We start from the raw sequence: 23,367 nt of genomic DNA on the forward strand, positions 1-23,367 counted from the left end.
CCAATTGACCGTGAGTGCAGAACCTGCGGCCACATCCGCCGCAAGATCTGCCTCAACCTATGTTACCCGCTGAATTTGCCACTGCGCGGGAAACCCTTTGGCACGGAGCGTCCGGCCGTGGCTCGATCACCCAGCCATTCGATCAGTTCATCCTTGTTCTTGGAGAACATCCGTCCGGCGCTGTCTTCCCAGGTCAGACCATCAGCGATGGCAAAGCATTTAATGTCGGAAATTCCGCCGTCCTTGTAGCGCTGGAGACGTACGCCCTTGCCCCGGTTCATTTCGGGCAATTGCGCCATCGGAAACACCAGCAGTTTCCGGTTTTCTCCCACGATCGCTACATGATCGCCGGTCACAGTGATCACCAGCTTTGCCTCATCAGGCATGGAAACATTCATGACCTGCTTGCCCTTGCGGGTATTCGCCACGAGTTCGGTTTCCGGCACGATGAAACCATTGCCCGCTGTAGAGGCCAGCAGCAGCTTGCGCGATGGGTCGTGAACGAAGGCCGTCAGCACATCCTGATCGTTTTCCATATCGACCATGATACGGATCGGTTCGCCGTGGCCGCGTCCGCCCGGCAGTTTGTCCGCCCCCAGCGTGTAGGCTTTTCCGCCGGTGGTCAGGAGCAGGATCTTGTCAGTCGTCTGCGCGGGGAAAGCAATCTTGAAGCCATCGCCTTCCTTGAACGTCAGGCCGGACGTATCACCGATATGACCTTTCAGCGCGCGAATCCAACCCTTCTGGGAAATGACGACCGTAATCGGTTCCTTCTCGATCATGGCCTGCTGAATGGCTTCGATATCGGCCTCTGGCGCATCCGCAAACTGGGTCAGGCGCGCGAACGGCTTTCCTTTGCCCTTGGCAAAGTTTTTGCGAACATCCTGAATCTCGTGCTCGATGACTTTCCACTGCTTGTCATCGGAGGCAAGCAGGGCGTCGATATCAGCCTTCTCTTTCGTGAGTTCGTCGAATTCCTTGCGGATCTCGAATTCTTCGAGCTTGCGCAGATTGCGCAGGCGCATGTTCAGGATGGCTTCGACTTGCACGTCGGTCAGCTGCCATTTGGCGACCATCACCGGCTTTGGTTCATCCTCCTCGCGAATGATGCGAATGACTTCATCCAGATTGAGGTAGGCGATCAACAGACCGCCGAGGATTTCCAGTCGACGCTCGATGGCGGCAAGGCGAAAGCGCGAGCGACGGATCAACACATCCTTGCGGTGCTGCAGCCATTCCAGCAGAACCTCGTTCAAGGCCATCACCTTGGGCACCTTGCCCATGGAAAGAACATTCATGTTCAACGGGAACCGGCTTTCCAGCTCCGTCAGACGGAAGAGCGATTCCATGAGGAGAGTGGCGTCGACCGTGCGGTTCTTTGGCACCAGCACAACGCGGATGTCTTCGGCCGACTCGTCGCGCACGTCCTCCAGCAGCGGAAGCTTGCGGGCAATGAGCAGTTCCGCGATCTTTTCGATCAGGCGGGACTTCTGCACCTGAAATGGAATTTCGGTGATGATGATCTGATAGCCGCCACGGCCAAGATCTTCCGTCTCCCATTTCGCGCGCACGCGAAAGCCGCCGCGACCGGTCTTGTAGGCCTCGATAATCGACTCGCGGCCATCGATGATGACACCCCCGGTCGGGAAATCCGGTCCTGGTACGAATTCGACAAGCTTTTCAACGGGCGCATCTGGGTGCTTGATGAGATGCAAAGCCGCGTCACAGAGTTCGTGGGCGTTGTGCGGCGGAATGGATGTTGCCATACCCACCGCGATTCCCGATGCGCCATTGGCCAGAAGGTTTGGGAAAGCGCCCGGCAGAACCGTCGGCTCTTCGTCTTCCTCGTTATAGGTGGCCCGAAAATCGACGGCGTCCTGATCTACGCCTTCCAGCAACAGTGCCGCGACCTCGGTCATGCGGGCTTCGGTGTATCGATAGGCAGCTGCACTGTCGCCATCGATATTGCCGAAGTTGCCCTGGCCGTCGACCACTGGGTAACGCTGCGAAAAGTCCTGCGCCAGGCGCACCAGCGCATCATAGACCGACTGGTCGCCATGCGGATGGAATTTACCGATCACATCACCGACAATACGCGCGCACTTCTTGAACGCTGAGTTGGGCCTGATCCCCATCTCGCTCATTGCGTGAATAATGCGACGATGCACCGGCTTCAGGCCGTCGCGCACGTCCGGCAGGGCGCGGTGCATGATTGTCGACAAGGCATAGGCGAGATAACGCTCCTCAAGGGCGGCCTTCAGGTCCACCGGCAGAATGTTATCGCCGCCATCGTCGTCGGGCGGAGGAGTCAGATTTTTTCCCATGACCCTTGACTATCGGAAAGCCTGATTCCCGGCAACAAAGCGATGCAATCGGCCTGTGGATGAGCACGAAGCAGCAATACGTCGGCCGCTGCTTTGTGTGGCCCATGGACCTTTTGAGCGGAGCGCATATAAAGGGCGGGAATCAGAGTTCAGTTTGCCATGCCGACCGCTGGAGGATCGCTTGATGCTGCATATTCGTTCCAAACAAATTCTTCTCGTCGGGGCTGCACTGTGGCTTGTAGGTTCTCCCGCTTTTGCTCTCGACGGCGCCGACCTCATGAAGAAGCTGACAGCTGGATTCAATCTTCAGCCCGGTAATATCACTCCAGCATCAATTGACATCAACGGCTCCAACGTGACCCTGAAGGGCGTAACCGTCGGCGATACGAAGGGTGGCTCGCGTCTGAATATCGGCGACGTCCAGCTGACCGGCGTGAAAGATGCCAAGGGCGGCGGCTACACAGTTGAAAAGATGACGTTCGCCAATATCAATGCCAGCGAAGACAAGACAAAGATCACCGCAAAGGATCTCTACTTCGCGGGCCTTTACATCCCCGGCAATGCCAATGGCGACACTATCGATTCCCTGATGGTCTATGACGAAGCGCACAGTGGTCCAATCGAGGTTACCGTCGATGGCAAGCAGGTCGTTGCCGTTGCGGAGTCCAAGGTGACGACCGAACGCTCCGACGACAATTCCAGCTTGAGCTTCAGTGCTTCCGTGGATGGCGTAAAGGTCGATCTTTCGACCGTTGACGATGCCAACGCCAAGGAAACCATCCAAAGCCTCGGCCTGACCAAGATCGATGGCACGATCACCATGGAAGGTGAATGGGAAGTTGGCTCCGGCACGATCGATATCACGGAATATGCCTTCGACTTCGCCAATATCGGCCGCCTCGACATGGCGATCAGCCTTTCAGGCTACACGCCGGGCTTCCTGAAGTCGCTAAGGGAAACCACCGCAGCAATGGAAGCCAATCCCAACAAGGAGGCGGCCCAGCAGGCTGCGGGTCTGGCCATGCTTGGACTTCTGCAGCAGTTGACGTTCAACAGCGCGCAGATCAGCTTCTCGGATGACGGTATCACCAAGCGATCCCTGAACTATGCAGGCAAGAGCCAGAATGTTTCGGGCGAACAAATGGCAATGATGCTCAAGGGCATGGTGCCGCTGGCAATGGCACAGGCCAACCTGCCAAAGCTTCAGAACGCCGTTTCCAGCGCAGTCAATGCCTACCTTGACAATCCTCAGAACATCACGATCACGGCAGAGCCTGCGAATCCGGTTCCGCTTCCAATGATCATTGGCGCAGCGCAGGCGGCTCCGAACTCGCTCCCGGACATGCTGGGTGTTTCGATTTCAGCCAACGATTGAGCGTCGTCGCGCAACCTTTTGGTCCTCAATGGCGCCGATTGCTGATCGGCGCCATTTTTTATGAGAAACGTCAGATCCCTGCTGCGATAAAATGATCGTCATCCAGATCTATCTTCGAAAACTGTAGATTGCTGTTGCGCGCGAGTTTTTCCGCGCAAGCCGCCGGAAGGGGCGCTCCGTAAAGGTAGCCTTGCAATTCCTGAACGCCATGGGAGCGAACCCATTCCGCGACGGTTTCGTTCTCGATGCCTTCCGCTACGATCGTCACCTGCATGAGCTTGCACATGGCAATCACAAGCCGGACCATTTCCTCATTTTTCGGAAGTTGCGAAACAAGGCTTCGGTCGATCTTGATGCAATCGACTGCCAGCTCGTTCAGTCGGGCAATATTGGAATAACCGGTTCCGAAATCGTCAATCGCAATACGCACGCCCAGCGCTCTGATTCTGTTTAGATTGTCCTGAACGACGGGATCACTGTCCGAAAACAGTGTCTCCGTCAATTCAAGCTCCAGGCGGTCAGGAGGGCAGGTATACCGGTTGAGGCAGTCTTCAACGACGGCGCTGAAGTCTGTTTCGCAAAGCTGACGCAAAGACAGATTGACGGACATAGTCAGATCGATGCCACTTCGTCGCCAATTCTCGCGTTGCTCGATTGCCTGCTCCAGAACGATGGTTCCGATCTGATTGATGAGTCCGGCTTTTTCCGCAAGCGGGATAAAAGTGGACGGAGGCACCATTCCGAGCTTGGGATGTTTCCACCGTGCCAGCGCTTCCATTCCGATTATGCTTCCATCGACTGCGCTGACTCGAGGCTGGTAGAACGGAACGATCTGCCCATATCTGAGCCCATCCCGAAGACCGGTCAGCAGCTCGATCTCCTCTTCTCGTGCGCGGCTGAGCGCCTCGTTGTAGATGAAGACCTGGTTTCGTCCGGCAGCCTTAGCCTGATACATGGCAAGATCTGCGCGACGCATCAGCGTCTGGATATCAGTTCCATGATCGGGATAATGCGCAATTCCGATGCTTGGTGTCACCACGATCTGATGCCGGTCGCTTTCGACCGAAATCGACAACCTCTCCAGCACCCGGTCTGCGACCGACTTCACCCGGCATGGCATATCTTTGTGCTGAAACAACAAGAAGAGGAATTCATCGCCCGCCAGACGCACGACAATGTCGTCGTCGCTGCAGATTTCACGCAACCGCCGCGCGACATCCCGCAGCAGGTTATCTCCTTGCAGATGCCCCAGTGTGTCGTTGACTGTCTTGAACTGATCAAGATCGATGAAAAGCAGGCTGATGCGCGAACCCGTGTGCTCCGCCTTGGTTGCCAATTCCTCGAAGCGAATCGGCAGGCTCAGTCGATTGAAGAGGCCCGTCAGGGGATCATGATGCGCAAGCTTCTGCGCCAGAGCCTCCGCTTCCTTGAGTTCGGTGACGTCCGACTCGCTGAGGATGAGGGAGGGCGAGCCCGACACCGGGTCGAAGCAGGAACGCGCAATGAGTTCATGCCAGCGCTTTCCCTGAGCTGTGTAGACTTCAGCTATCAGCCTTGCCTCACCGCCACCATTCAATCGCTGCAACAGGGATTCGAAGTCTTGCGGATTGACGAAGCGATCACTGAGGGAGCCATACCGAATATCAAAGTCAGCTCTGGCAGCCGGGTTGCAGTAAAGCGTTCGCCCTTCGATCGTATGCAGAGAGATCATCAGATGGGTATGCAGCAGAACGTCTGCGCTGCGGATAGCCTCCGGCACCAGACTCATTTCGTCCCGCCCCTCGCAGAGCATGGCCATGCGTCCATCAGGTAGACGGAACCCACTGAAGCGGACCTGTAGCGGGCGGGGCACGCCACGGGGATACAGCGTCCACATTTCGGTGAAAACAGCATCCTTGTCGATGAAGTCCGACTGATACTGAAGAAGGCGCCGAGACACTGCGGGCGACATATTGTCTTTCATGCGCCGGGCGCGCAATTCCTCAAGGCTAATGGCGGCCCAGATTTCCAGCGCCATATCATTGCCCCAGACAACACGCCCTTCATCAATGTCGAAAATCCAGACTGCTGTTGAAAGCCGATCAAGCAATTCGCCGCGCTGCCAGACAACGGGTTGCTCTTCGGCCTGAAGCGTCACTCTCTCTGCCGCACTCACCTTGGGCATCCAGTGTCCTCCCTGTGCCGTTTTAGGCGAGACCCTGTGAGAAAGGGCGCGCATTGCTGCAGAGTTCAGCCAGAGGCCGGAACCGGGACGTGGAGGAAACGCGGTCGATCCACCGCTGAACCGCTGGGAATTCAGCCATGTCTATCCCTGCTTCGTGTGCCACGTGCACATAGCCGAAAACGGCGATATCCGTGATCCCGTAGCGCTCTCCCAGCATAAAGCTGCTGTTACCCAGATGGGCCTCCAAGCCAGAGAGACCGCTTCTGGCCTTTTCCAACCAGACGGCAATATCGGCTTCCCTGCCCTGCCCAAGCTGCGGAGCGATGAAGGTGAGAAAACGGGCAGGTGAAATAAACGGCTCCAGCTTGGACTGCTCGAAGAACATCCACTGCAGGCTGCGCGCTCGTTCGACAGCCGTATCCGGCATTAGGTCGGAACCGTCCGCGATCAGCCAAAGCATCGCATTTGATTCACCAATGCCAACGCCACTCTTGGTGACGAGGTAAGGCACCTGTCCACGGCTGTTTATCCGGAGATAGGCATCCGAACGGTGTTCCCCGCCCAAAAGGTTCACTTCGATGATATCCAGCTGATATCCGCAATGGGAAGCCGCCAGATAAGGTTTGATGCAGTTTCCAGATCCCCTGGTGACGTAAAGATGATCCATAAGCTCTCCAACCCAGATTTAATACAACGACGATGTATTAAATCTGTTGAGATTCCGTTGAAGAGATAAAGTTCATTCGAAATACAAATCGCCGCCCGATATGCGAATACTAATCACATTGCATAATATATTTATTCTTTATTAAGTATAACTCTATGCCCGGCGTGAAACCAATTCAGTTCACGCCGGGAAGTTCAGATCAATCGAGAACCTGGATAACACGGCGCTCCCGGATCAACAACGACACGTCGCTCGTTCACGACTGTATAGGCGTAGTCAGTATAGCCATCAACGATATGGACATCAACATCCTGCGGCAGCACACGACCGACCAAGACGTCGCCTTGATAGGAAACGGACGGGACGCTCTGTTGCATGACGTGGGTCCGCACCTGCGCGGGCATTTCGCGAACGACGACCGCACCCGGCGGTGGCGGTTCGGATACGATCACGGTGGATTGCGCGAAGGCGGCAGTCGACATGAAAAGGGTCGCAGATGCGACGATCATCGACTTCAACATTCCAATTCACCCTGTGTTTGTTCTGCCAGACAACACCGGGCTGGTGACTTGGTTCCCTCGCGATGGACCCATCGGCGGATAAACAAAAACGCCGCCGCTTTCTACAAGCGGCGGCGTTGAAGACGATAATCAGCCTGACGATCAGTCTTTCTTCTGCGGCGGGATGACGCGCAGTGAAAGTTCGCGAAGTTGCGTCGGAGTGGCCTCCGACGGAGCATTCATCAGGAGATCCTGAGCCTGCTGGTTCATCGGGAACAGTGTGATCTCACGCAGGTTCTTCGCGCCTACCAGAAGCATGACGACGCGGTCGATACCAAAGGCGCAACCGCCGTGTGGAGGAGCACCATACTGGAATGCGCGATACATGCCGCCAAAGCGCTCTTCGACATCGGCCTTGGAGAGACCGACCAGTTCGAATGCCTTGACCATGAGATCCGGTGACTGGTTACGGATCGAGCCAGAAGCGATCTCGAAGCCGTTGCAGACAGCGTCGTACTGATAGGCCTTGATCGTCAGAGGATCCTGATTTTCGAGAGCGTCCAGCCCGCCCTGCGGCATCGAGAAGGGGTTGTGAGCGAAATCGATCTTCTTGTCTTCTTCGTTGTACTCGAAGAACGGGAAGTCGACGATCCAGCAAAACTCGTAGCGATCGCGATCAACGAGGTTCAGTTCCTCGCCCGCGCGCGTGCGGGCTTCACCGGCGAACTTGTAGAACTTGGCAGGATCGCCCGCCACGAAGAAGCAAGCGTCACCAGCTTCCAGTCCAAGCTGCGTACGAACGGCTTCGGTACGCTCCTCACCAATGTTCTTGGCCAGCGGGCCGGAACCGGCGATCTTGCCGTCCTCTTCCTTCCAGAAGATGTAACCAAGGCCCGGCTGCCCTTGTGCCTGCGCCCAGGCATTCATGCGGTCGCAGAAAGCGCGACTTCCGCCGGTCTTGGCCGGGATTGCCCAGACTTCGACCTTCGGGTTTGACGCAATCATGTTCGCGAAGACCTTGAAGCCGGAGCCCGCAAAATGTTCGGTCACAGCCTGCATGGTGATGGGGTTGCGCAGATCCGGCTTGTCGGAGCCGTATTTGCGGATCGCTTCATCATAGGGAATGCGCGGCCAGTTCTTCGTTACAGGCTTACCCTCGGCAAACTGTTCGAACACTGCCGTCATCATCGGCTCCATCGTGCCCCAGACATCTTCCTGGGTCACGAAGCTCATCTCGACGTCGAGCTGGTAGAACTCACCTGGCAGACGGTCTGCGCGCGGATCCTCATCGCGGAAGCACGGCGCGATCTGGAAGTAGCGGTCGAAGCCCGCCACCATCAGAAGCTGCTTGTACTGTTGTGGTGCCTGAGGCAAAGCAAAGAACTTGCCGGGGTGAATACGGCTCGGCACCAGGAAGTCTCGCGCACCTTCCGGCGAAGACGCGGTCAGGATAGGAGTCGAATATTCCGCAAATCCGGCGGACGTCATACCGGACCGCATGGCCGCAATGATCTGCGTACGCTTGACGATATTCTTGTGCAGCGTTTCGCGGCGTAGATCGAGGAAGCGATATTTCAGGCGAACATCTTCCGGGTATTCCGGCTCACCGAATACCGGCAGCGGCAGTTCCTTGGCCGCCGACAGAACCTCGATCTCCTTGGCATAGAGCTCGATTTCACCCGTTGGCATGTTCTTGTTGACGGTTTCGTCGGTGCGGGCCTTGACCACGCCATCGATACGAATGACCCATTCGCCGCGAACGGTTTCGGCGACCTTGAAGGCCGGGCTATCGGGATCGGCGACAACCTGGGTCATGCCATAATGGTCGCGAAGATCGATGAACAGAACGCCGCCGTGGTCACGAACACGGTGGACCCAGCCGGAGAGGCGAACGGTCGCGCCGACATCGGACTTCCTGAGAGCGGCACAGGTGTGGCTGCGATAAGGGTGCATTTCAAAATCCTGAAATCGGGTAAGCCAGCTCGAAACACAGATTCCGGCCAGCGTTTAAAATCGGGCGGAAAAGCGCATGGTGCGCCAGATTTGTCAAGCAGAAGTGCCGAGGAGAGTACATGCGACACCCGATATGACGCCTGCACATGCGTTCAGACACGATGGAAAAAAGTGTGAGGTCGGCGCAATCATCAGTTACCGTGATGGATCGATCTACGCTCTGAACTATCTTCCGGCTCAAGGCGTGGCTAAAACAGTGGAACGACGCATGGGAATGGCCCGTCGCTCGTCAAGCACAGCAGATGGCCCGAACCATGTCCACCATACGTCCGCTGATCCCCCTGCTCGTTACTGCCGGCATTCTGATTGGCGGCAACGGCCTGCAAGGCACCTATATTGCGCTTCGAGGGTCTGCGGAGGGCTTTTCACCATCAACGATCGGAATGATCGGTGCAGCCTACAGCATCGGGTTTGCCATCGGCTGCCTCTATGTAACCCGTATTCTGCGGTCGATCGGGCATATTCGCAGCTTCGCGGCCATGGCGGCCATCACGGCAAGCTGTAGCATTCTCATGCCGCTCTTTATCGAACCCGGTTTCTGGATGCTGATGCGGTTTGTCATCGGCATTGCGGTGGCCAGTCTATTCGCTGTCATCGAAAGCTGGATCAACGCCAAGGTCACCAATGCCAATCGGGCCAGGACGCTATCTGTCTATCGCTTGGTCGATCTGTCATCGGTAACGCTGGCCCAGTATCTCATTCCTGCCATCGGCATCGAAGGTCCGGTGATCTTTTCGCTGGTAGCAATTGCGATGGCCATGTCGCTGGTTCCAATATCGGTTGCAGACCGCTCACACCCATCCCCGCCGGAAGCGATCAACTATGACATTCGCGCCGTCTGGCGGATCTCGCCGCTTTCCGTGGTCGGCGTCATAGCCGTAGGACTCTCCATGGCAGCCTTCCGCAACATTGGACCGATCTACGCCCAGGATATCGGCATGAGCGTAACGGGCATTGCCACCTTCATGAGCGCGGGCATCATTGGCGGCGTCGTTCTGCAATATCCCCTCGGCCTTTATTCCGACAGGCTTGACCGGCGAAAAGTCATCATCTGGGCAACAATCGGCACCATTCTAACGGGCGGATATCTTTCATTCGTTGCGGGCCTCGATCAAACAGCAAACATCATCGGCATCTTCGTGTACGGTGCGTTTGCTATGCCACTTTATTCGCTTTGCTCGGCGCACGCCAATGACCACGCAAAGCCGGGTGAGCACGCACTGGTTTCGGCAGGGCTTCTTTTCTTCTGGTCCATCGGGGCGACCATCGGGCCACTCCTGGCATCGCTTTTGCTGCAGTTCATCGGCCCCAAAGTGTTCTTTATCTACACCTCTTTCATCTTCACCGGGTTCCTCGCCTATACATTCCTGAGAATGAAAACTCGCCCTGCCGTTCCACCGGAACAAAGACCGGGGCGCTTTCGGGCCCTGCTGCGGACCTCTGCCTATTTCAACAAACTGGCCGGCGCACCCGATGACGAGCGCCGGCAACCACGGACCTGAGCACTGCGTCACTCTGCCCGTTCCATCCGATTGATGATTATGCATCTCAGGTTTAAAAGGCGGTGATAACAAGCAGGGTGCGCCACCATGATCCAGATCAACCGCAGAAATTTGCTGAAAGCTGGGCTTGGCATTGCCGCCTATGGAGCGGGGATTTGTGCCGCTGCGCTTTCAAGCAGAACGGCAAACGCCGCCACCAAGGTTGAACTCGAGGCCGTGAAAGCCAAAGCCTCGCTGGACGGTCAGCATCTGACCGATGGCGTTATGACTTACCGCTCCCTCGGCGAGCCGGATGCGTTGATGCCACCGACTTTGCGTGTAAAGCGTGGTGACCCTTTTTCCGCGAAACTCGTGAACCGTCTCGATGAGCCAACGACAATTCACTGGCATGGCCTGCGCATCGAGAACCGGATGGATGGCGTGCCCTTTCTGACCCAACCCTATGTCTACACGGGCGACAGCTTCGACTATCGGTTTGCGGCGCCCGATGCAGGCACCTTCTGGTACCACCCCCATTGCAATACACTGACGCAGATGGGTCGCGGCATGACGGGAATGCTGATCGTCGAGGACCCAAGAGATCCGCAGTTCGACGCCGAGATCGCGATCAACCTGCGGGACTGGCGTCTTGGGGCCAAGGGAGAGTTCATCGAGCAGTTCAAGCCGCGCGACGCCGCAAGAAACGGAACATTTGGCACTGTGAGGGGAGCGAACTGGCAGGTTCAGCCTGTCTATGAGGCGCCATCGGGCGGGATTGTACGGCTGCGGCTTGTTGCGAGTGACGTGACCCGCATCTACCAGCTTCGGCTGGACGGAGCCGATGCCGATGTGATTGCCATTGACGGCCAGCCGGTGCCAAAATCTTTCCGTTTGGAAAGCGCGGTCATCGGGCCCGGCCAGCGCCTCGACCTTGCTTTGCGCATGCCGGATATCGAAGGTAGTGTCGTGTCGCTCCTGGACACTCGCCCTTCCACAACGAAAACTGTTGCGACCTTCAAGGCCATTGGCCAAAGCCTCAAGCACCGCCTTGAAGATCTGGCTCCTCTCTCAGCCAATCCATGGCAGGAGCCTGATCTCAAGAATGCAGAGCAGATTCCGCTGATTCTCAGCGCTACGGCAGAGGGCGGCGCAAAGGAATCCTTCTGCGGCTCGCTTGGTTATACGTTCTGGGCCATCAATCGTGTGCCTTGGCCGGGCGACAGTGCGGATCCTACCGCGCCGCTTGCGGAGCTGAAGCTGGGCAAGAGCTATGTCTTCAATCTGGAGAACCTGACGCCGCACATCCATCCGATCCATCTGCACGGGATGAATTTTCAGGTCGTCTCTTCCAACATGAGGCAGGTTCCGCCTCTGATTACCGATACATACCTCGCCATGCCAGACGAGAAGGTACAACTATCACTGGTTGCCGACAATCCGGGTGACTGGGTCCTGCATTGCCACATCATCGAGCATCAGAAGAGCGGAATGACATCTTACGTGAGAGTCACCTGAAATTTGTACATTGTTGCTGTCTGGACTACAAAGCGGCGGATAATACCGGGGGTTGATCCATCGCAACGGTCCTTCTGTTGACTTTGGCTGACGAAAGGAGAAGGAAGGTAGAACGTTTATTCTCAACTCCTGCCGACGAAGCTGATGATCGATACGACAATTGCCCTTGAGGAAGCCTGCCGAACACTTGCCCGCTCGCCATTCGTGACCGTTGACACGGAGTTCCTGCGTGAAACGACCTTCTGGCCAGAGCTATGCCTCATTCAAATGGCAGGCCCGGGCCTTGAGGTCATCGTCGATCCTCTCGCCAAGGGCTTGGATCTGAAGCCTTTTTTCGAGTTGATGGCGAATCCGGATGTCGTGAAGGTCTTTCATGCCGCACGTCAGGATCTGGAAATCGTCTACCATCTCGGCAACCTGATACCACATCCCATTTTCGACACCCAGGTTGCCGCGATGGTCTGCGGCTTTGGCGACTCGATCTCCTATGATCAACTTGTCCAGCGGATCAAGAATGTGCAGATCGACAAGTCATCACGTTTCACCGACTGGAGCAGACGACCCCTTTCGGAAAAGCAGCTGGACTATGCCTTGGCTGATGTCACCCATCTGCGTGATGTCTATCTCTTCCTCAAGAACAAGCTGGAAGCAGAAGGTCGTACAACCTGGGTGAGTGAGGAGATGGCGGTTCTGGAATCGCCGGAAACCTACGACATGCATCCAGACGACGCTTGGCTACGTCTGCGCTCGCGGCTACGCAAACCGCAGGAACTGGCGGTTTTGAAATATGTCGCCGCCTGGAGAGAGCGCGAAGCGCGAAGCCGTAACGTGCCTCGCTCCCGGGTGCTCAAGGATGACGCGATTTTCGAGATTGCCCAGCAACAGCCGAAGGACGCAGACGCATTGAGCCGTTTGCGCACGATCCCCAAAGGATGGGAACGCTCCTCTTCAGGCGCTTCGATCCTGTCTGCGGTCAACGAAGCCTTGAGCCTGCCGCGATCGGACATGCCGCAGGCCGCAAAGCACACGCATGTTCCTGAAGGCGCTCAGTCTGCCGTGGAATTGTTGAAGGTTTTGTTGCGACTGGTTTCCGAAAAACATGGCGTGGCCGCGAAGGTTCTCGCCAGTAGCGACGATCTCGACAAAATTGCGACCGATGGCGCGTCAGCGGATGTGCCTGCTCTCCAAGGCTGGCGAAAGGATCTCTTCGGGGATCCGGCTCTCAAGCTCATCTCCGGTGAAGTCGCGCTTCGCTTTGTGGACAAGCGCGTCGAGGCGGTGGACCTAGGACTTTGAACCGGAGTTCACCGGTTTTCGTGAGGCGCCTTCATCTTTCCTTGAGTGAGGAATGGTAGAAGCGATCGTCTGAAACCTGCAGTCGGCAACTTGGCGAAAGTCATGCAAAGACCTATAAGGAAGCGCCTCGCAACGCCAAGCGGCCGGGCTGTAATGCCCTTCTGGCGATGGATCTTGCTCTGCCTGTTTGTCGCGCTTACGGGCGTGCTTTACATGGTGCTGTTTACGGACAGCAAAGCGTACTACATCGGTGCGATCTACGCTCTGGCCTGCAGCCTTCCCCTCATTCTTTTCGAAGCTGGCAGGTTGTTTCCGGGACTACACGCACGGATACAGAAGCTACCCACGCCAACTTATTTCATCAGCACGTTGCTTGCCTATCTGGTTCTGACGGGAACGGGTTTTGGCATCGCGGGCGCGTGTTTGAAGCTTTCGGGTCTTGCTGATGCCGAGTGGCGCGATGTTCTGATCCTCAGACTAACAAGCTTTCTTTACACGATGGTCTTCTTCTTCGTGGGGATCACACTGTTGCGGATTAGACAGTTGCTTGGCCGGGAGGTATTTTCCAGCCTCATCACGGGTCGCTACAGAAAGCCTCTGAAGGAGGAGCGCATCTTCCTTTTCATCGACGTTGTTGGTTCAACCAGCTACGCGCGTGAGTTCGGCGATCTGCGGGCGCAGGAATTTCTGGGAGAAATCTTTGCAAGTTTTGCGGAACATGTTCGGACCTATGACGGGGAGATAGACGATTATGTCGGCGATTGCGCCATCATCACGTGGCGCTTGAAATCAGGCATAGACGGGGCACGTTGCATCTTGTGTCTCTGCGCGATCCTGAGTGAGTTGGAGAGCAACAAGGACTGGTGGATCCAGCAGTTTGGCAGGGCGCCGAGGATTTGCGCGGCTCTCCATGGTGGCGCGGTGGTTACCGCCGCAATCGGTCTATTTCACCAGAAAATCACGTATTTCGGCGATGTCGTGAATACGACGGCGCGAATAGAGGGCCTTTGCGAGACCCTTGGAGAACCTGTTCTGATATCAGCCGAGCTTCTGGGCCGGATGAATCTCCCAGACAATGTGACCGCCCAAACTTGTGGCGCGCATACGATCAAAGGTCATGATGCCCCCCTCACCGTTTTCGCACTGAGACGGTCAGGCGACTAGATGGCGGACTATTCGAAAACGAACGCGAGACGACGGCCTGTCAGTTTAGCCAGTTGCTGGAGACGTCCGTCCAGGCGCTCGCCAGCAAAGTTGATGTATTCGTGCGGAACAACAAGCTCGAGGTCCAGATCCGGCTGGTTGGACTTACGGAAATAAAGGTGGTTGACGACACCCGGCATGGACGCTGAGAAGAGGTAGACCACGCGCAGCAGTCCGCCCAGAAGTTTGGCAAGACCCAGCAATCGGGGCGTGGCGATCTGCGAAAGAGGTTCCGTCGCGCCATCGTCATGCAGACCTTCGAAACGATAGTAATTGGCCAGCGCAAGATAGGCGCGACCCGGATGCGTGATACCAACCAATGACGAGTGCGCGATCAGGTTAAGAGCCTGAAGCCCGCGATAGTCCGGATGAGCGCGCCAGCTGATGTCCGCCAGAAGGCATGCCGCTCTCCGGTAGCGGCTTTCCTCTTCCGTTTCATCGATCCCGAAGGAGGGCACCATACGACCGGTCCACTCCGCAAGTTCACGTGCGTGCTCGGGTGAGCGAGCGCGCAGAATCGCCAGTTGATCGGATGCCAGCAAGAGCGGGTCTTCTGCCTGCTCCTCCTTGGGCAGTTGGGCATAGAGATAGCCTTCACGCACGCCCTGCGCGGAAAAGATCACACGCGCCGGCTTCATGACGCTGAGCACTTCCTGCATGGCAACTGCACCAAATGGCAGAAGCGCCCTGCGGTTCTTGGACACCGATTGCCAGGCCGGATCCTTGCTGTCCTTCGAAAGCACGACCTGCTCAAGAAAGTTCTGGATCTCGTCGAAACGCAACTCATACCCTTGCATCATGTGCAGTGGATAATGCGTCATCTCCATGTGCAGCTTGGCGATATTGCGCCAGGTTCCGCCAACCGCATAAAAGGTGCGGCCTTGCCCCTTTGCAAGAAGGGCTGCATCCTTCACATGTGCCTTTGCAAGGCTGCGCGCCTTCGCGAGCGACCCACCAGACACTTCTGAGAGGCGCAGACCGCCGAGCGGCAGCGTGATGCCTTTGCCAACCTTCCCAGCCTCGATGTCAATGAGTTCAAGCGAACCGCCGCCCAGATCGCCGACAATTCCGTCAACTTCACTGAAGCCGCTTATGACACCAAGGGCCGAATAGAGAGCTTCCTCTTCACCGGACAGAACCTGAACTGAATGGCTGAGGATGCGCTCCGCCTCTTCGATGAACGCAGGTCCATTGCTCGCTTCACGGGCTGCAGCCGTTGCAAGGATGAAGATGCGCGTTGCCTGTGCCTGATCTGACAGTGCACGAAACCGACGCAACGCATTGAGCGCGCGTTCAACCGCCTGTTCATCCATCTTGCCGGTCAGACCAACTCCCTTGCCGAGCCCACAGAGGACTTTCTCGTTGAAGAGAACGGCAGGTGCACGAGACAAACCTTCGTACACCACGAGGCGAACAGAGTTGGACCCAATGTCCACCACGGAAACAGGAGCGCTTCCGGGGAGACGCCCCTGTGCATCAGATCGTACCATAAAGCCCTATTTCTTACGTCCGGACATGATGCCCGCGATGAGTTTCGGCGCACTCGACTTCAATGCCTCCCCTCGCCCTGACAGGCTTGGGTTGGTCATAAAATAGTGTTGCGCGTTGAAAGGTTCCTCACCTTTGCGCGCCTCAATCCTGCGCGATGTTCCATCGGGCAGTATCTCGTAGCTCTGTTGGTTGTCAATCAGGTTGCCCAGCATGATCTGTGAAAGGACTTGCTCGTGTACGGTAGGGTTAAGAAGGGGAACGAGCGTTTCGACCCTTCGGTCAAGATTGCGCGGCATCATGTCGGCAGAGCCGATATAGACGAGAGCCTTTTCCGATGGCAACCCTTGGCCATTGCCGAAGCAGAAGATGCGACTGTGCTCCAGGAAGCGACCGACAATCGACTTCACGCGAATATTTTCCGAGAGACCTTCGACCTGTGGACGAAGGCAGCAGATGCCGCGCACGACGAGATCCACTTCGACGCCTGCCCGGCTGGCGCGATAGAGCGCATCGATAATGTCCGGATCGACCAGCGAGTTCATCTTCATCCAGATCGCCGCAGGACGTCCTTCAGTCGCATGAACGATCTCTTCCTCGATATGCTTCAGGATACGAGGCCGCAGTGTATAGGGCGAAACGGCCAGCTTCATGCTCTCCTCAGGCTCGCCATAGCCGGTGATGAAGTTGAAGACATTGGCCATGTCGTGCGCAATTTTCGGATTGCACGTGAAGAACGAAAGATCCGTGTAGATCTTGGCGGTAACCGGGTGATAATTGCCGGTGCCGAGGTGGCAATAGGTACGCAGCTTGCCATCCTCGCGACGCACGACCATCGACATCTTTGCATGCGTCTTCAGTTCAATGAAACCGAACACGACCTGTACGCCTGCCCGCTCCAGATCGCGCGCCCAGCGGATGTTCGCCTCTTCATCGAACCGCGCCTTGAGCTCAACGAGCGCAGTGACAGACTTGCCCATCTCAGCGGCATCGATCAGGGCGCGGACGATCGGGCTGTCGTTTGAGGTACGATAGAGAGTCTGCTTGATCGCCAGGACATCCGGATCGCGTGCCGCCTGCAACAGGAACTGAACGACGACGTCGAAGCTTTCATAGGGGTGATGGACCACCATGTCCTTTTCGCGAATGGCGGCGAAACAATCGCCCGCGTGCTCGCGAACGCGCTCGGGAAAGCGGGCATTGTAGGGCTCGAACCGCAGATCATCGCGCGGGGCCTTGGTGATTTCCGACAGGGTATTGAGCGCCAGCAATCCGGGAAGAACGGCAATACGGTTATCCGGTACACCAAGTTCCTGCACCACGAACTGACGCAGCGATGCAGGCATTTCACTATCCGTTTCGATCCGGATAACCTTGCCACGTCGGCGGCGTTTCAGCGCCGTCTCGAAGAAGCGGACAAGATCCTCGGCCTCTTCCTCGACTTCGATATCGCTGTCGCGAATGATGCGGAATGTACCGGCGCCCTTTACTTCATAGCCCGGAAACAAACGGTCGATGAACATGCTCACGACATCTTCGAGAGTGATGTAGCGAATTGTTGCACCCTCATCCGGCAGGCGAATGAACCGATCCAGCGTCGGCGGCAGACGCAGCAGGCCCGTCATCGGTTCGCGCCCGCTCTTGCTATCCAGTTGCAGCCCCATGGAAAAGCCGAGGTTCGGGATGAACGGGAACGGATGGGCGGGATCGATGGACAGTGGCGTCAGGATCGGGAAAAGATTGTCCTCGAAATCGGTTGCCAGCCAGCTTCGATCCGCGTCCGACAGGGCGGCTGGGCGCACGATCAGAATGTCTTCCTTGGCCAGATATTGTTGCAGGACGGCTAGAGACGCCTGCTGCTCCATCTGAAGATTGTCGATTTCCTTCAGGATCTCTTCAAGCTGTTCGGCCGGCGTCTTGCCATCGGGGCTGCGCACGACGATACCCTGACGCACCTGCCCTTCGAGGCCTGCGACGCGCACCATGAAAAACTCATCCAGGTTGGCCGCAGAAATTGACAGGAAACGGACCCGTTCCAGAAGCGGATGGGCCGTATTCAAGGTTTCCTCAAGAACACGCCGATTGAACTGCAACCAGGAAAATTCCCGGTTGATGAACCGCTCAGGGCTGCTCAGCAGATCGATGCTGGGTGCCTCCGCAACAGGCGGCAGCACATTGGTTTCCGACATCTGATCCATTGACGACCCTTCCCAAAGTCTGAACAGGAGTTTCCCGACACCACTGGCGCCGCATGGCGTAGTGCGCGTCAGCCGGAATCAACGCCTGTTCCGGCCCTTCCTTCCGCCCCTATAACTTTTCAACGACGGAAAGATGACAGTCAATCTTCCGCATCGTCCGTCGAGAAACTCTCCAGCACTTCGGCCGCGAGATTGCGCGTAATCCTCGTACCCCTTGCCAGAGCCAGATGATCCAGCCGCTCAACAACACCCTGGGCTGCCTGCATGGAGCGTTCCATGCGTGCCACGATATAGGCAACGATGCGATCATCGATATGCAGCTGACGATCTGCAAAGAGCTTGATGATGACCTGTCCCAGCAGGTCTTCGTCTGGCTCACCGATTTCAACCACCGTCGCCGCCTTGAGGCGGGATCGAAGATCAGGCAGGGTGACGGGCCAGGACATCGGCCAGAGCCGTGCAGTCATCAACAGGCTATGTCCATTCTCCCGGACACTGTTGATGACGTGAAAGAGTTCGTTATCATCAAAAGCAACCCGGTCCGCATCCTCGAAGAGAACCGGACCCGAAGACGCGATCGTCGCTGCCTGCGCGCCAGCTTTCGGCTGAATGATCTCGGCACCGGCCTTCTCGCGCCAGATATTGGCCAGATGGGTCTTTCCACAGCCAGCAGGCCCCGTCAGGATGACGACGGGAGCATTCCAGTGCGGCCATGCATCAATCATTGCAACTGCAGCACTCACCGGTTCCGCGACGAGAAGATCATCCCGACCGATTGCTGCATCATGGGTTAGCGCCAGCGGAAGTTGCTCGGCGCGCTGGCGCTTTTGTTTTTCAAGCGTCTCTGTCATGCGAAATTTGGGGCTCTTGCACGGCCTTTGTTGCGACTTCCGCCTTTTCATCCCAAGGCAGGGCAGCCGAATGGCCGAAATATATGTCGCTTTGAAGATACCGCGATAGAGCGAAACGCACAAGCACGCCGATCATCGCGGCAGCAGGAACTGCAATCAGAAGGCCAACGAAGCCGAACATGGCACCGAAGGCCAACAAGGCAAACATGAGCCAGACCGGATGCAGGCCGACGCTGGAGCCGACAAGCTTTGGCTGGAGAATATTGCCTTCAATAAATTGTCCAGAGAAAAACACGGCCATCGTGGCGATGATCCACCCGTAATCGGGCCAGAACTGCATCAGTGCTACGCCAACGGCCAGGATCAAACCGACCAGCGAACCAATGTACGGGATGAAACTGATCATACCCGCGACGAAGCCTATCAGCAGGCCGAAGTTCAAACCGACAAGAGAAAGGCCGACTGCATAGTAGATGCCGAGAATGAGGCACAGCGACCCCTGCCCACGGATGAAGCCGGAGACGGCATTATCCATCTCCCGCGCCAATTGGCGGATGGTATGGACCTGATCGCGCGGAACCCAGCTGTCAACCTTTTCAACCATCCGGTCCCAATCCAGCAGGATGTAGAAGGCGACAACGGGCGTGACGACGAGAAGCGAAATAACATCGATCAGCGTTTTTCCCGAATTCCACAACTGGTTCAGCAGTCCGCCGATGAACCCCGCGCCCTCCGACATCAGGCCGGAGAAGTTCTGCTTGGCATTCTGGATCTGCGTCACCATCCACTTGGGAAGGTAGGAGTTTTCGGGGTTGGCGATCAGTTGCTGCAGCTGTGTCACGTAATCGGGCAAGACCTGCGCGAACTGGCTGAACTGGCCGATGATGAGTGGCACCACCACGACCAGCGCAATGGCGAACATCAGAATGAAACTTATGAGAATGACGATGGTTGCCATCAGTCGGCTAAGGCCGCGACGTTCCAGCCAGTCGGCGACCGGATCGAGAAAATAGGCCAATGCCATGCCCGCTACGAAGGGCAGCAGGATCGTCCTGAAGGCCAGCAGAAAGATGACAAAGGCTACGAACGCGCAAAGCCAGAACAGCACGTAACGCCGAAGGCTTGCACCGCTGATGTGATAGGCCATGAAAGGGTTCCTTGCTGCACTGCGTCCATGAAGTGGGATAGGCTGCACCTGCCATCAAGGTCAAGTTGGATTACACCGAGCGGAAATCTGACCGATCGAGCTTGGAAAACAGGGGCAAACACCGGCAAACTCTTGCATCTGGTGGCACTCCGTGCCATGGCCAGCCGCAAGAATGGAACCGTTGCCGACAGGGTTGCGGAGCCGGGATTTTGAGCAAGATTGCAGGTTTCCGCTCAAGGCACGACTGCCGCTCCGGGTCAGTGCTGCAGCACCTGCCAAACCCGTATGGAGACGCATGATGAGTGAAGCAGGCAAGAATGGTCTTACCTACAGCGATGCCGGCGTCGATATCGATGCGGGCAATCTCATGGTCGAGAAGATCAAGCCCGCCGTCCGCTCCACGCGTCGTCCCGGCGCAGATGGCGAGATTGGTGGCTTCGGCGGCCTGTTTGATCTGAAGGCCGCAGGCTTTACCGACCCGGTTCTCGTTGCAGCAAATGATGGCGTCGGTACCAAGCTGAAGATCGCGATCGATGCAGATCGTCACGATACCGTCGGCATTGATCTGGTGGCCATGTGCGTGAACGACCTCGTCGTGCAGGGCGCCGAACCGCTGTTCTTCCTGGATTATTTCGCGACCGGCAAGCTTAATCCGGAACAGGGTGCCGCAATCGTTCTCGGCATCGCGGACGGCTGCCGTCAAGCCGGTTGCGCCTTGATTGGCGGTGAAACCGCTGAAATGCCCGGCATGTACCGCGATGGCGACTATGACCTGGCAGGGTTTGCTGTTGGAGCTGCCGAACGCGGACAGTTGCTTCCGACCGGCGATCTTAAGGCTGGCGATGTCATTCTCGGTCTGACCTCATCGGGTGTTCACTCGAACGGCTTTTCGCTTGTACGCAAAATAGTGGAGGTCTCAGGCCTTTCATGGAGCGATCCGGCTCCGTTCTCCGACGGCAAGACGCTTGGCGAAGCCCTGCTGACACCAACCCGCATCTACGTAAAGCCGCTGCTGAAGGCGATCCGCGAAACGAACGCCCTCAAGGCCCTCGCGCACATCACTGGTGGCGGCTTCCCGGACAATATTCCGCGCGTTCTGCCGGATCATCTGGCCGCAGAAATCGATCTCGACAGCATCCCGGTTCCGCCCGTCTTCTCGTGGCTTGCAAAAACGGGCGGCGTTGTCGCCACCGAAATGTTGCGCACCTTCAATTGCGGGGTCGGCATGATTGCCGTTGTCTCAGCGGAAAATGCGCAGGCGGTGACAGAGGTTCTCAATCGTGAGGGTGAAGTGGTGGTGCCGCTTGGCAGAATGGTTGCTCGGGAAGCAGGTGCAGCCGGAACCATCTACAAGGGAACACTTGCTCTATGAGCCAGATCCGCAAACGCGTTGTTGTCCTGATCTCGGGCGGCGGTTCGAACATGCTGGCGCTCGCCGATGCCTGTGCGTCGGACGATTTTCCTGCCGAGATCGTGGGCGTGATCTCGGATCGCAAGGACGCTGGCGGCCTTGCCAAAGCCGAAGGACGCGGCATCCCGACGTTTGCCTTCGAGCGCAAGAGCTACAGTTCCAAGGCAGAGCATGAAGGTGCGGTACTCAAAGCGCTTGCCTCACTGAACCCGGACCTCATTTGTCTGGCGGGCTACATGCGCCTGCTCTCGTCGGACTTCATTCGTCCGTATGAGGGGCGCATCCTGAATATCCATCCTTCGCTTTTGCCGCTGTTTCCGGGTTTGCACACGCATCAACGGGCAATCGACGCAGGCATGAAGGTGGCCGGCTGCACGGTTCACATAGTCACCGAAGGTATGGACGAAGGACCGATTATCGCGCAGGCGGCTGTGCCCATCCTTCACGATGATACGGCGCAGTCTCTCGCAGATCGCGTCCTGATCGTGGAGCATAAAACCTATAAACTTGCCTTGCAGAAGATCGCTCTATCCAGAAGCCAAGAACAGCAAACTGGACTTAGGCCTGATCAACACATCATCAGCATTTGACAGAGATCTTGCGAGCCTAGTCTCAAGCCAATTGATCACCAGCGCCGATCAGGCGAAAATTCGGGACAATGCCACCATCAGCTCCACAGATTTTTCTTCCTTCATACGGTAGAAAATCTGTTTCCCCTCCCGGCGTGTATCAACGAGGCCGCCTTCGCGCAACACCGTCAATTGTTGCGAAAGGGTTGGCTGATGGACGTTCACCTGCTGCTCAAGCTGGCCGACCGAGTATTCATTTTCCATCAGAGCGCAAGCGATTTTCAGTCTCACTGGATGGGCCAATGATTTGAGGTAACTGATAACTTCAGACACCTGCGGCGTATCCGAAGCCAGGCTTTCAACTTCGAAGGCGGCACTGCTTGCTGCGTATGTCATAACCAACTCCATCCGAGACAGCGGTCCTGTGCGTGCCAAGCCATGGTCAGTATGACCGCTTTGACATGCGCGATGCTTTGGCTCTCTTTTGACTGGCACCCCGAATGATGCTTCCGGTGTCAGGGCGCCAGAGAGCTCAAACCCTGCCCGCCATACATGTAACGATAATGTACAGCGCCAGACACGACAATATACTAAAATTAGAGTATAGATGTCGGAGGATGGGCTATTGGGACACCATTTCCTTCATTTTTTTAGAAAATTTAGAATATCTTCAGTCAATCTCTGATTGTGGAATGCGAATAACCCGTGAGGCGCGCCTTCATACTCAATCAGTTCTGCACCGCGTCGCTCACCGATCCGGTAAAGACGCCCACGCCGTAAAAGCTTTTGAAGAAAACACGGAAGAATTGCGCCCGATCTTCTCTCATGCCGTCGGTCATTTCGGCAAACTTTGTCTCGGAAGTGCCTCCTGGATTGTCTTCAGTCTTCAGCATGAAGGGAACAACCGAAGCTACGAGCGCTGCCTTGACCACGCCTCTTCCGCCATGGCGCGACATGTAGCGCGCCACTTCCCCGCCACCCATCGAAAATCCGACGAGTGTTACGTCTGACAGGCCAAGCGTTGCGATGACATCAGCAAGATCGTCCCAGGTGTCTGAGGTCAGAGGCCAGCCATGAAGCAGAACGATCGGGTGACCCTGCCCCCAATCCTTTACGTAAAGTTCTGCGCCGGTCCGGGTCTTGATCATGGTCATCGGGGGATCCT

General features: G+C 56.7%; 17 protein-coding genes and 1 pseudogene. 7 read left to right on the top strand and 11 right to left on the bottom strand.

Translation table 11 applies throughout. From position 1 onward, the window contains the following. Positions 1–62: 62 nt before the first annotated feature. Positions 63–2,324 carry a DNA topoisomerase IV subunit A gene (gene parC / locus E8M78_RS11440; protein ID WP_137135168.1) on the bottom strand — a complete coding sequence of 754 codons (2,262 nt, stop codon included), beginning with the start codon at positions 2,322–2,324 and terminating at the stop codon, positions 63–65. Positions 2,325–2,508: 184 nt separating this feature from the next. Here parC and E8M78_RS11445 point away from each other — a divergent pair, with 184 nt between their 5' ends. Continuing rightward, on the top strand, positions 2,509–3,699 hold the full coding sequence (locus E8M78_RS11445; RefSeq protein WP_137135169.1) for a hypothetical protein: 1,191 nt from the start codon (positions 2,509–2,511) through the stop codon (positions 3,697–3,699). A 70-nt stretch (positions 3,700–3,769) separates the two neighbouring features. Here E8M78_RS11445 and E8M78_RS11450 read toward each other — a convergent pair whose 3' ends face one another. The 4 genes and pseudogenes from E8M78_RS11450 to aspS all read right to left on the bottom strand — a co-directional run bounded on the left by E8M78_RS11450 (position 3,770) and on the right by aspS (position 8,983). Continuing rightward, positions 3,770–5,863 (bottom strand): bifunctional diguanylate cyclase/phosphodiesterase, encoded by a 2,094-nt coding sequence (locus tag E8M78_RS11450; protein ID WP_170973397.1) that lies wholly within the window; start codon positions 5,861–5,863, stop codon positions 3,770–3,772. 22 nt (positions 5,864–5,885) lie between these two features. Beyond that, complete coding sequence (locus E8M78_RS11455) at positions 5,886–6,530, bottom strand: glutathione S-transferase family protein (RefSeq protein WP_137135171.1); 645 nt, start codon at positions 6,528–6,530, stop codon at positions 5,886–5,888. A 199-nt stretch (positions 6,531–6,729) separates the two neighbouring features. Next, positions 6,730–7,051: pseudogene (locus E8M78_RS11460) on the bottom strand (DUF1236 domain-containing protein). A 141-nt stretch (positions 7,052–7,192) separates the two neighbouring features. Then, positions 7,193–8,983 carry an aspartate--tRNA ligase gene (aspS, locus tag E8M78_RS11465; protein WP_137135172.1) on the bottom strand — a complete coding sequence of 597 codons (1,791 nt, stop codon included), beginning with the start codon at positions 8,981–8,983 and terminating at the stop codon, positions 7,193–7,195. Positions 8,984–9,297: 314 nt separating this feature from the next. On the opposite strand from aspS, the gene E8M78_RS11470 reads away from it, so the two are divergent. The 4 genes from E8M78_RS11470 (at position 9,298) to E8M78_RS11485 (ending at position 14,499) form a co-directional block, all read left to right on the top strand. Continuing rightward, on the top strand, positions 9,298–10,545 hold the full coding sequence (locus E8M78_RS11470; RefSeq protein WP_137135173.1) for an MFS transporter: 1,248 nt from the start codon (positions 9,298–9,300) through the stop codon (positions 10,543–10,545). 87 nt (positions 10,546–10,632) lie between these two features. After that, positions 10,633–12,039: a multicopper oxidase family protein gene (locus tag E8M78_RS11475; RefSeq protein ID WP_137135174.1), complete on the top strand. Its 1,407-nt coding sequence runs from the start codon at positions 10,633–10,635 to the stop codon at positions 12,037–12,039. 144 nt (positions 12,040–12,183) lie between these two features. After that, a complete protein-coding gene (gene rnd, locus E8M78_RS11480) occupies positions 12,184–13,335 on the top strand; it encodes a ribonuclease D (RefSeq protein WP_137135175.1) in 1,152 nt (383 codons plus the stop codon). A 174-nt stretch (positions 13,336–13,509) separates the two neighbouring features. After that, a complete protein-coding gene (locus E8M78_RS11485; RefSeq protein WP_170973398.1) occupies positions 13,510–14,499 on the top strand; it encodes an adenylate/guanylate cyclase domain-containing protein in 990 nt (329 codons plus the stop codon). A gap of 8 nt (positions 14,500–14,507) precedes the next feature. Here E8M78_RS11485 and ppx read toward each other — a convergent pair whose 3' ends face one another. From ppx to E8M78_RS11505, 4 genes are all read right to left on the bottom strand, one after another. Next, positions 14,508–16,028 (bottom strand): exopolyphosphatase, encoded by a 1,521-nt coding sequence (gene ppx / locus E8M78_RS11490; protein WP_137135177.1) that lies wholly within the window; start codon positions 16,026–16,028, stop codon positions 14,508–14,510. Positions 16,029–16,034: 6 nt separating this feature from the next. Then, the gene (locus tag E8M78_RS11495) at positions 16,035–18,215 is read right to left on the bottom strand and encodes an RNA degradosome polyphosphate kinase (protein ID WP_246658330.1); all 2,181 of its coding nucleotides are present in this window, start codon (positions 18,213–18,215) and stop codon (positions 16,035–16,037) included. Positions 18,216–18,364: 149 nt separating this feature from the next. Further along, a complete protein-coding gene (gene hdaA / locus E8M78_RS11500) occupies positions 18,365–19,075 on the bottom strand; it encodes a DnaA regulatory inactivator HdaA (protein WP_137135179.1) in 711 nt (236 codons plus the stop codon). After that, positions 19,059–20,222: an AI-2E family transporter gene (locus E8M78_RS11505; protein WP_137135180.1), complete on the bottom strand. Its 1,164-nt coding sequence runs from the start codon at positions 20,220–20,222 to the stop codon at positions 19,059–19,061. The genes hdaA and E8M78_RS11505 overlap by 17 nt, the downstream gene beginning before the upstream one ends. 298 nt (positions 20,223–20,520) lie before the next feature. On the opposite strand from E8M78_RS11505, the gene purM reads away from it, so the two are divergent. Together purM and purN are read left to right on the top strand one after the other, a co-directional pair. Then, on the top strand, positions 20,521–21,594 hold the full coding sequence (purM, locus tag E8M78_RS11510; protein ID WP_137135181.1) for a phosphoribosylformylglycinamidine cyclo-ligase: 1,074 nt from the start codon (positions 20,521–20,523) through the stop codon (positions 21,592–21,594). After that, a complete protein-coding gene (purN, locus tag E8M78_RS11515) occupies positions 21,591–22,223 on the top strand; it encodes a phosphoribosylglycinamide formyltransferase (RefSeq protein ID WP_137135182.1) in 633 nt (210 codons plus the stop codon). The genes purM and purN overlap by 4 nt, the downstream gene beginning before the upstream one ends. A 48-nt stretch (positions 22,224–22,271) precedes the next feature. On the opposite strand, the gene E8M78_RS11520 is transcribed toward purN, so the two are convergent. Both E8M78_RS11520 and E8M78_RS11525 read right to left on the bottom strand, forming a co-directional pair. Then, the gene (locus tag E8M78_RS11520) at positions 22,272–22,610 is read right to left on the bottom strand and encodes a metalloregulator ArsR/SmtB family transcription factor (RefSeq protein WP_246658298.1); all 339 of its coding nucleotides are present in this window, start codon (positions 22,608–22,610) and stop codon (positions 22,272–22,274) included. 320 nt (positions 22,611–22,930) lie between these two features. Continuing rightward, entirely contained in the window at positions 22,931–23,356 is a 426-nt protein-coding gene (locus E8M78_RS11525) for an alpha/beta hydrolase (protein ID WP_348640116.1), read from the bottom strand. Between the last annotated feature and the right edge of the window lie 11 nt (positions 23,357–23,367).

It is taken from the genome of Rhizobium sp. FKY42 (genome assembly GCF_005222835.1).
GTDB lineage: Bacteria > Pseudomonadota > Alphaproteobacteria > Rhizobiales > Rhizobiaceae > Neorhizobium.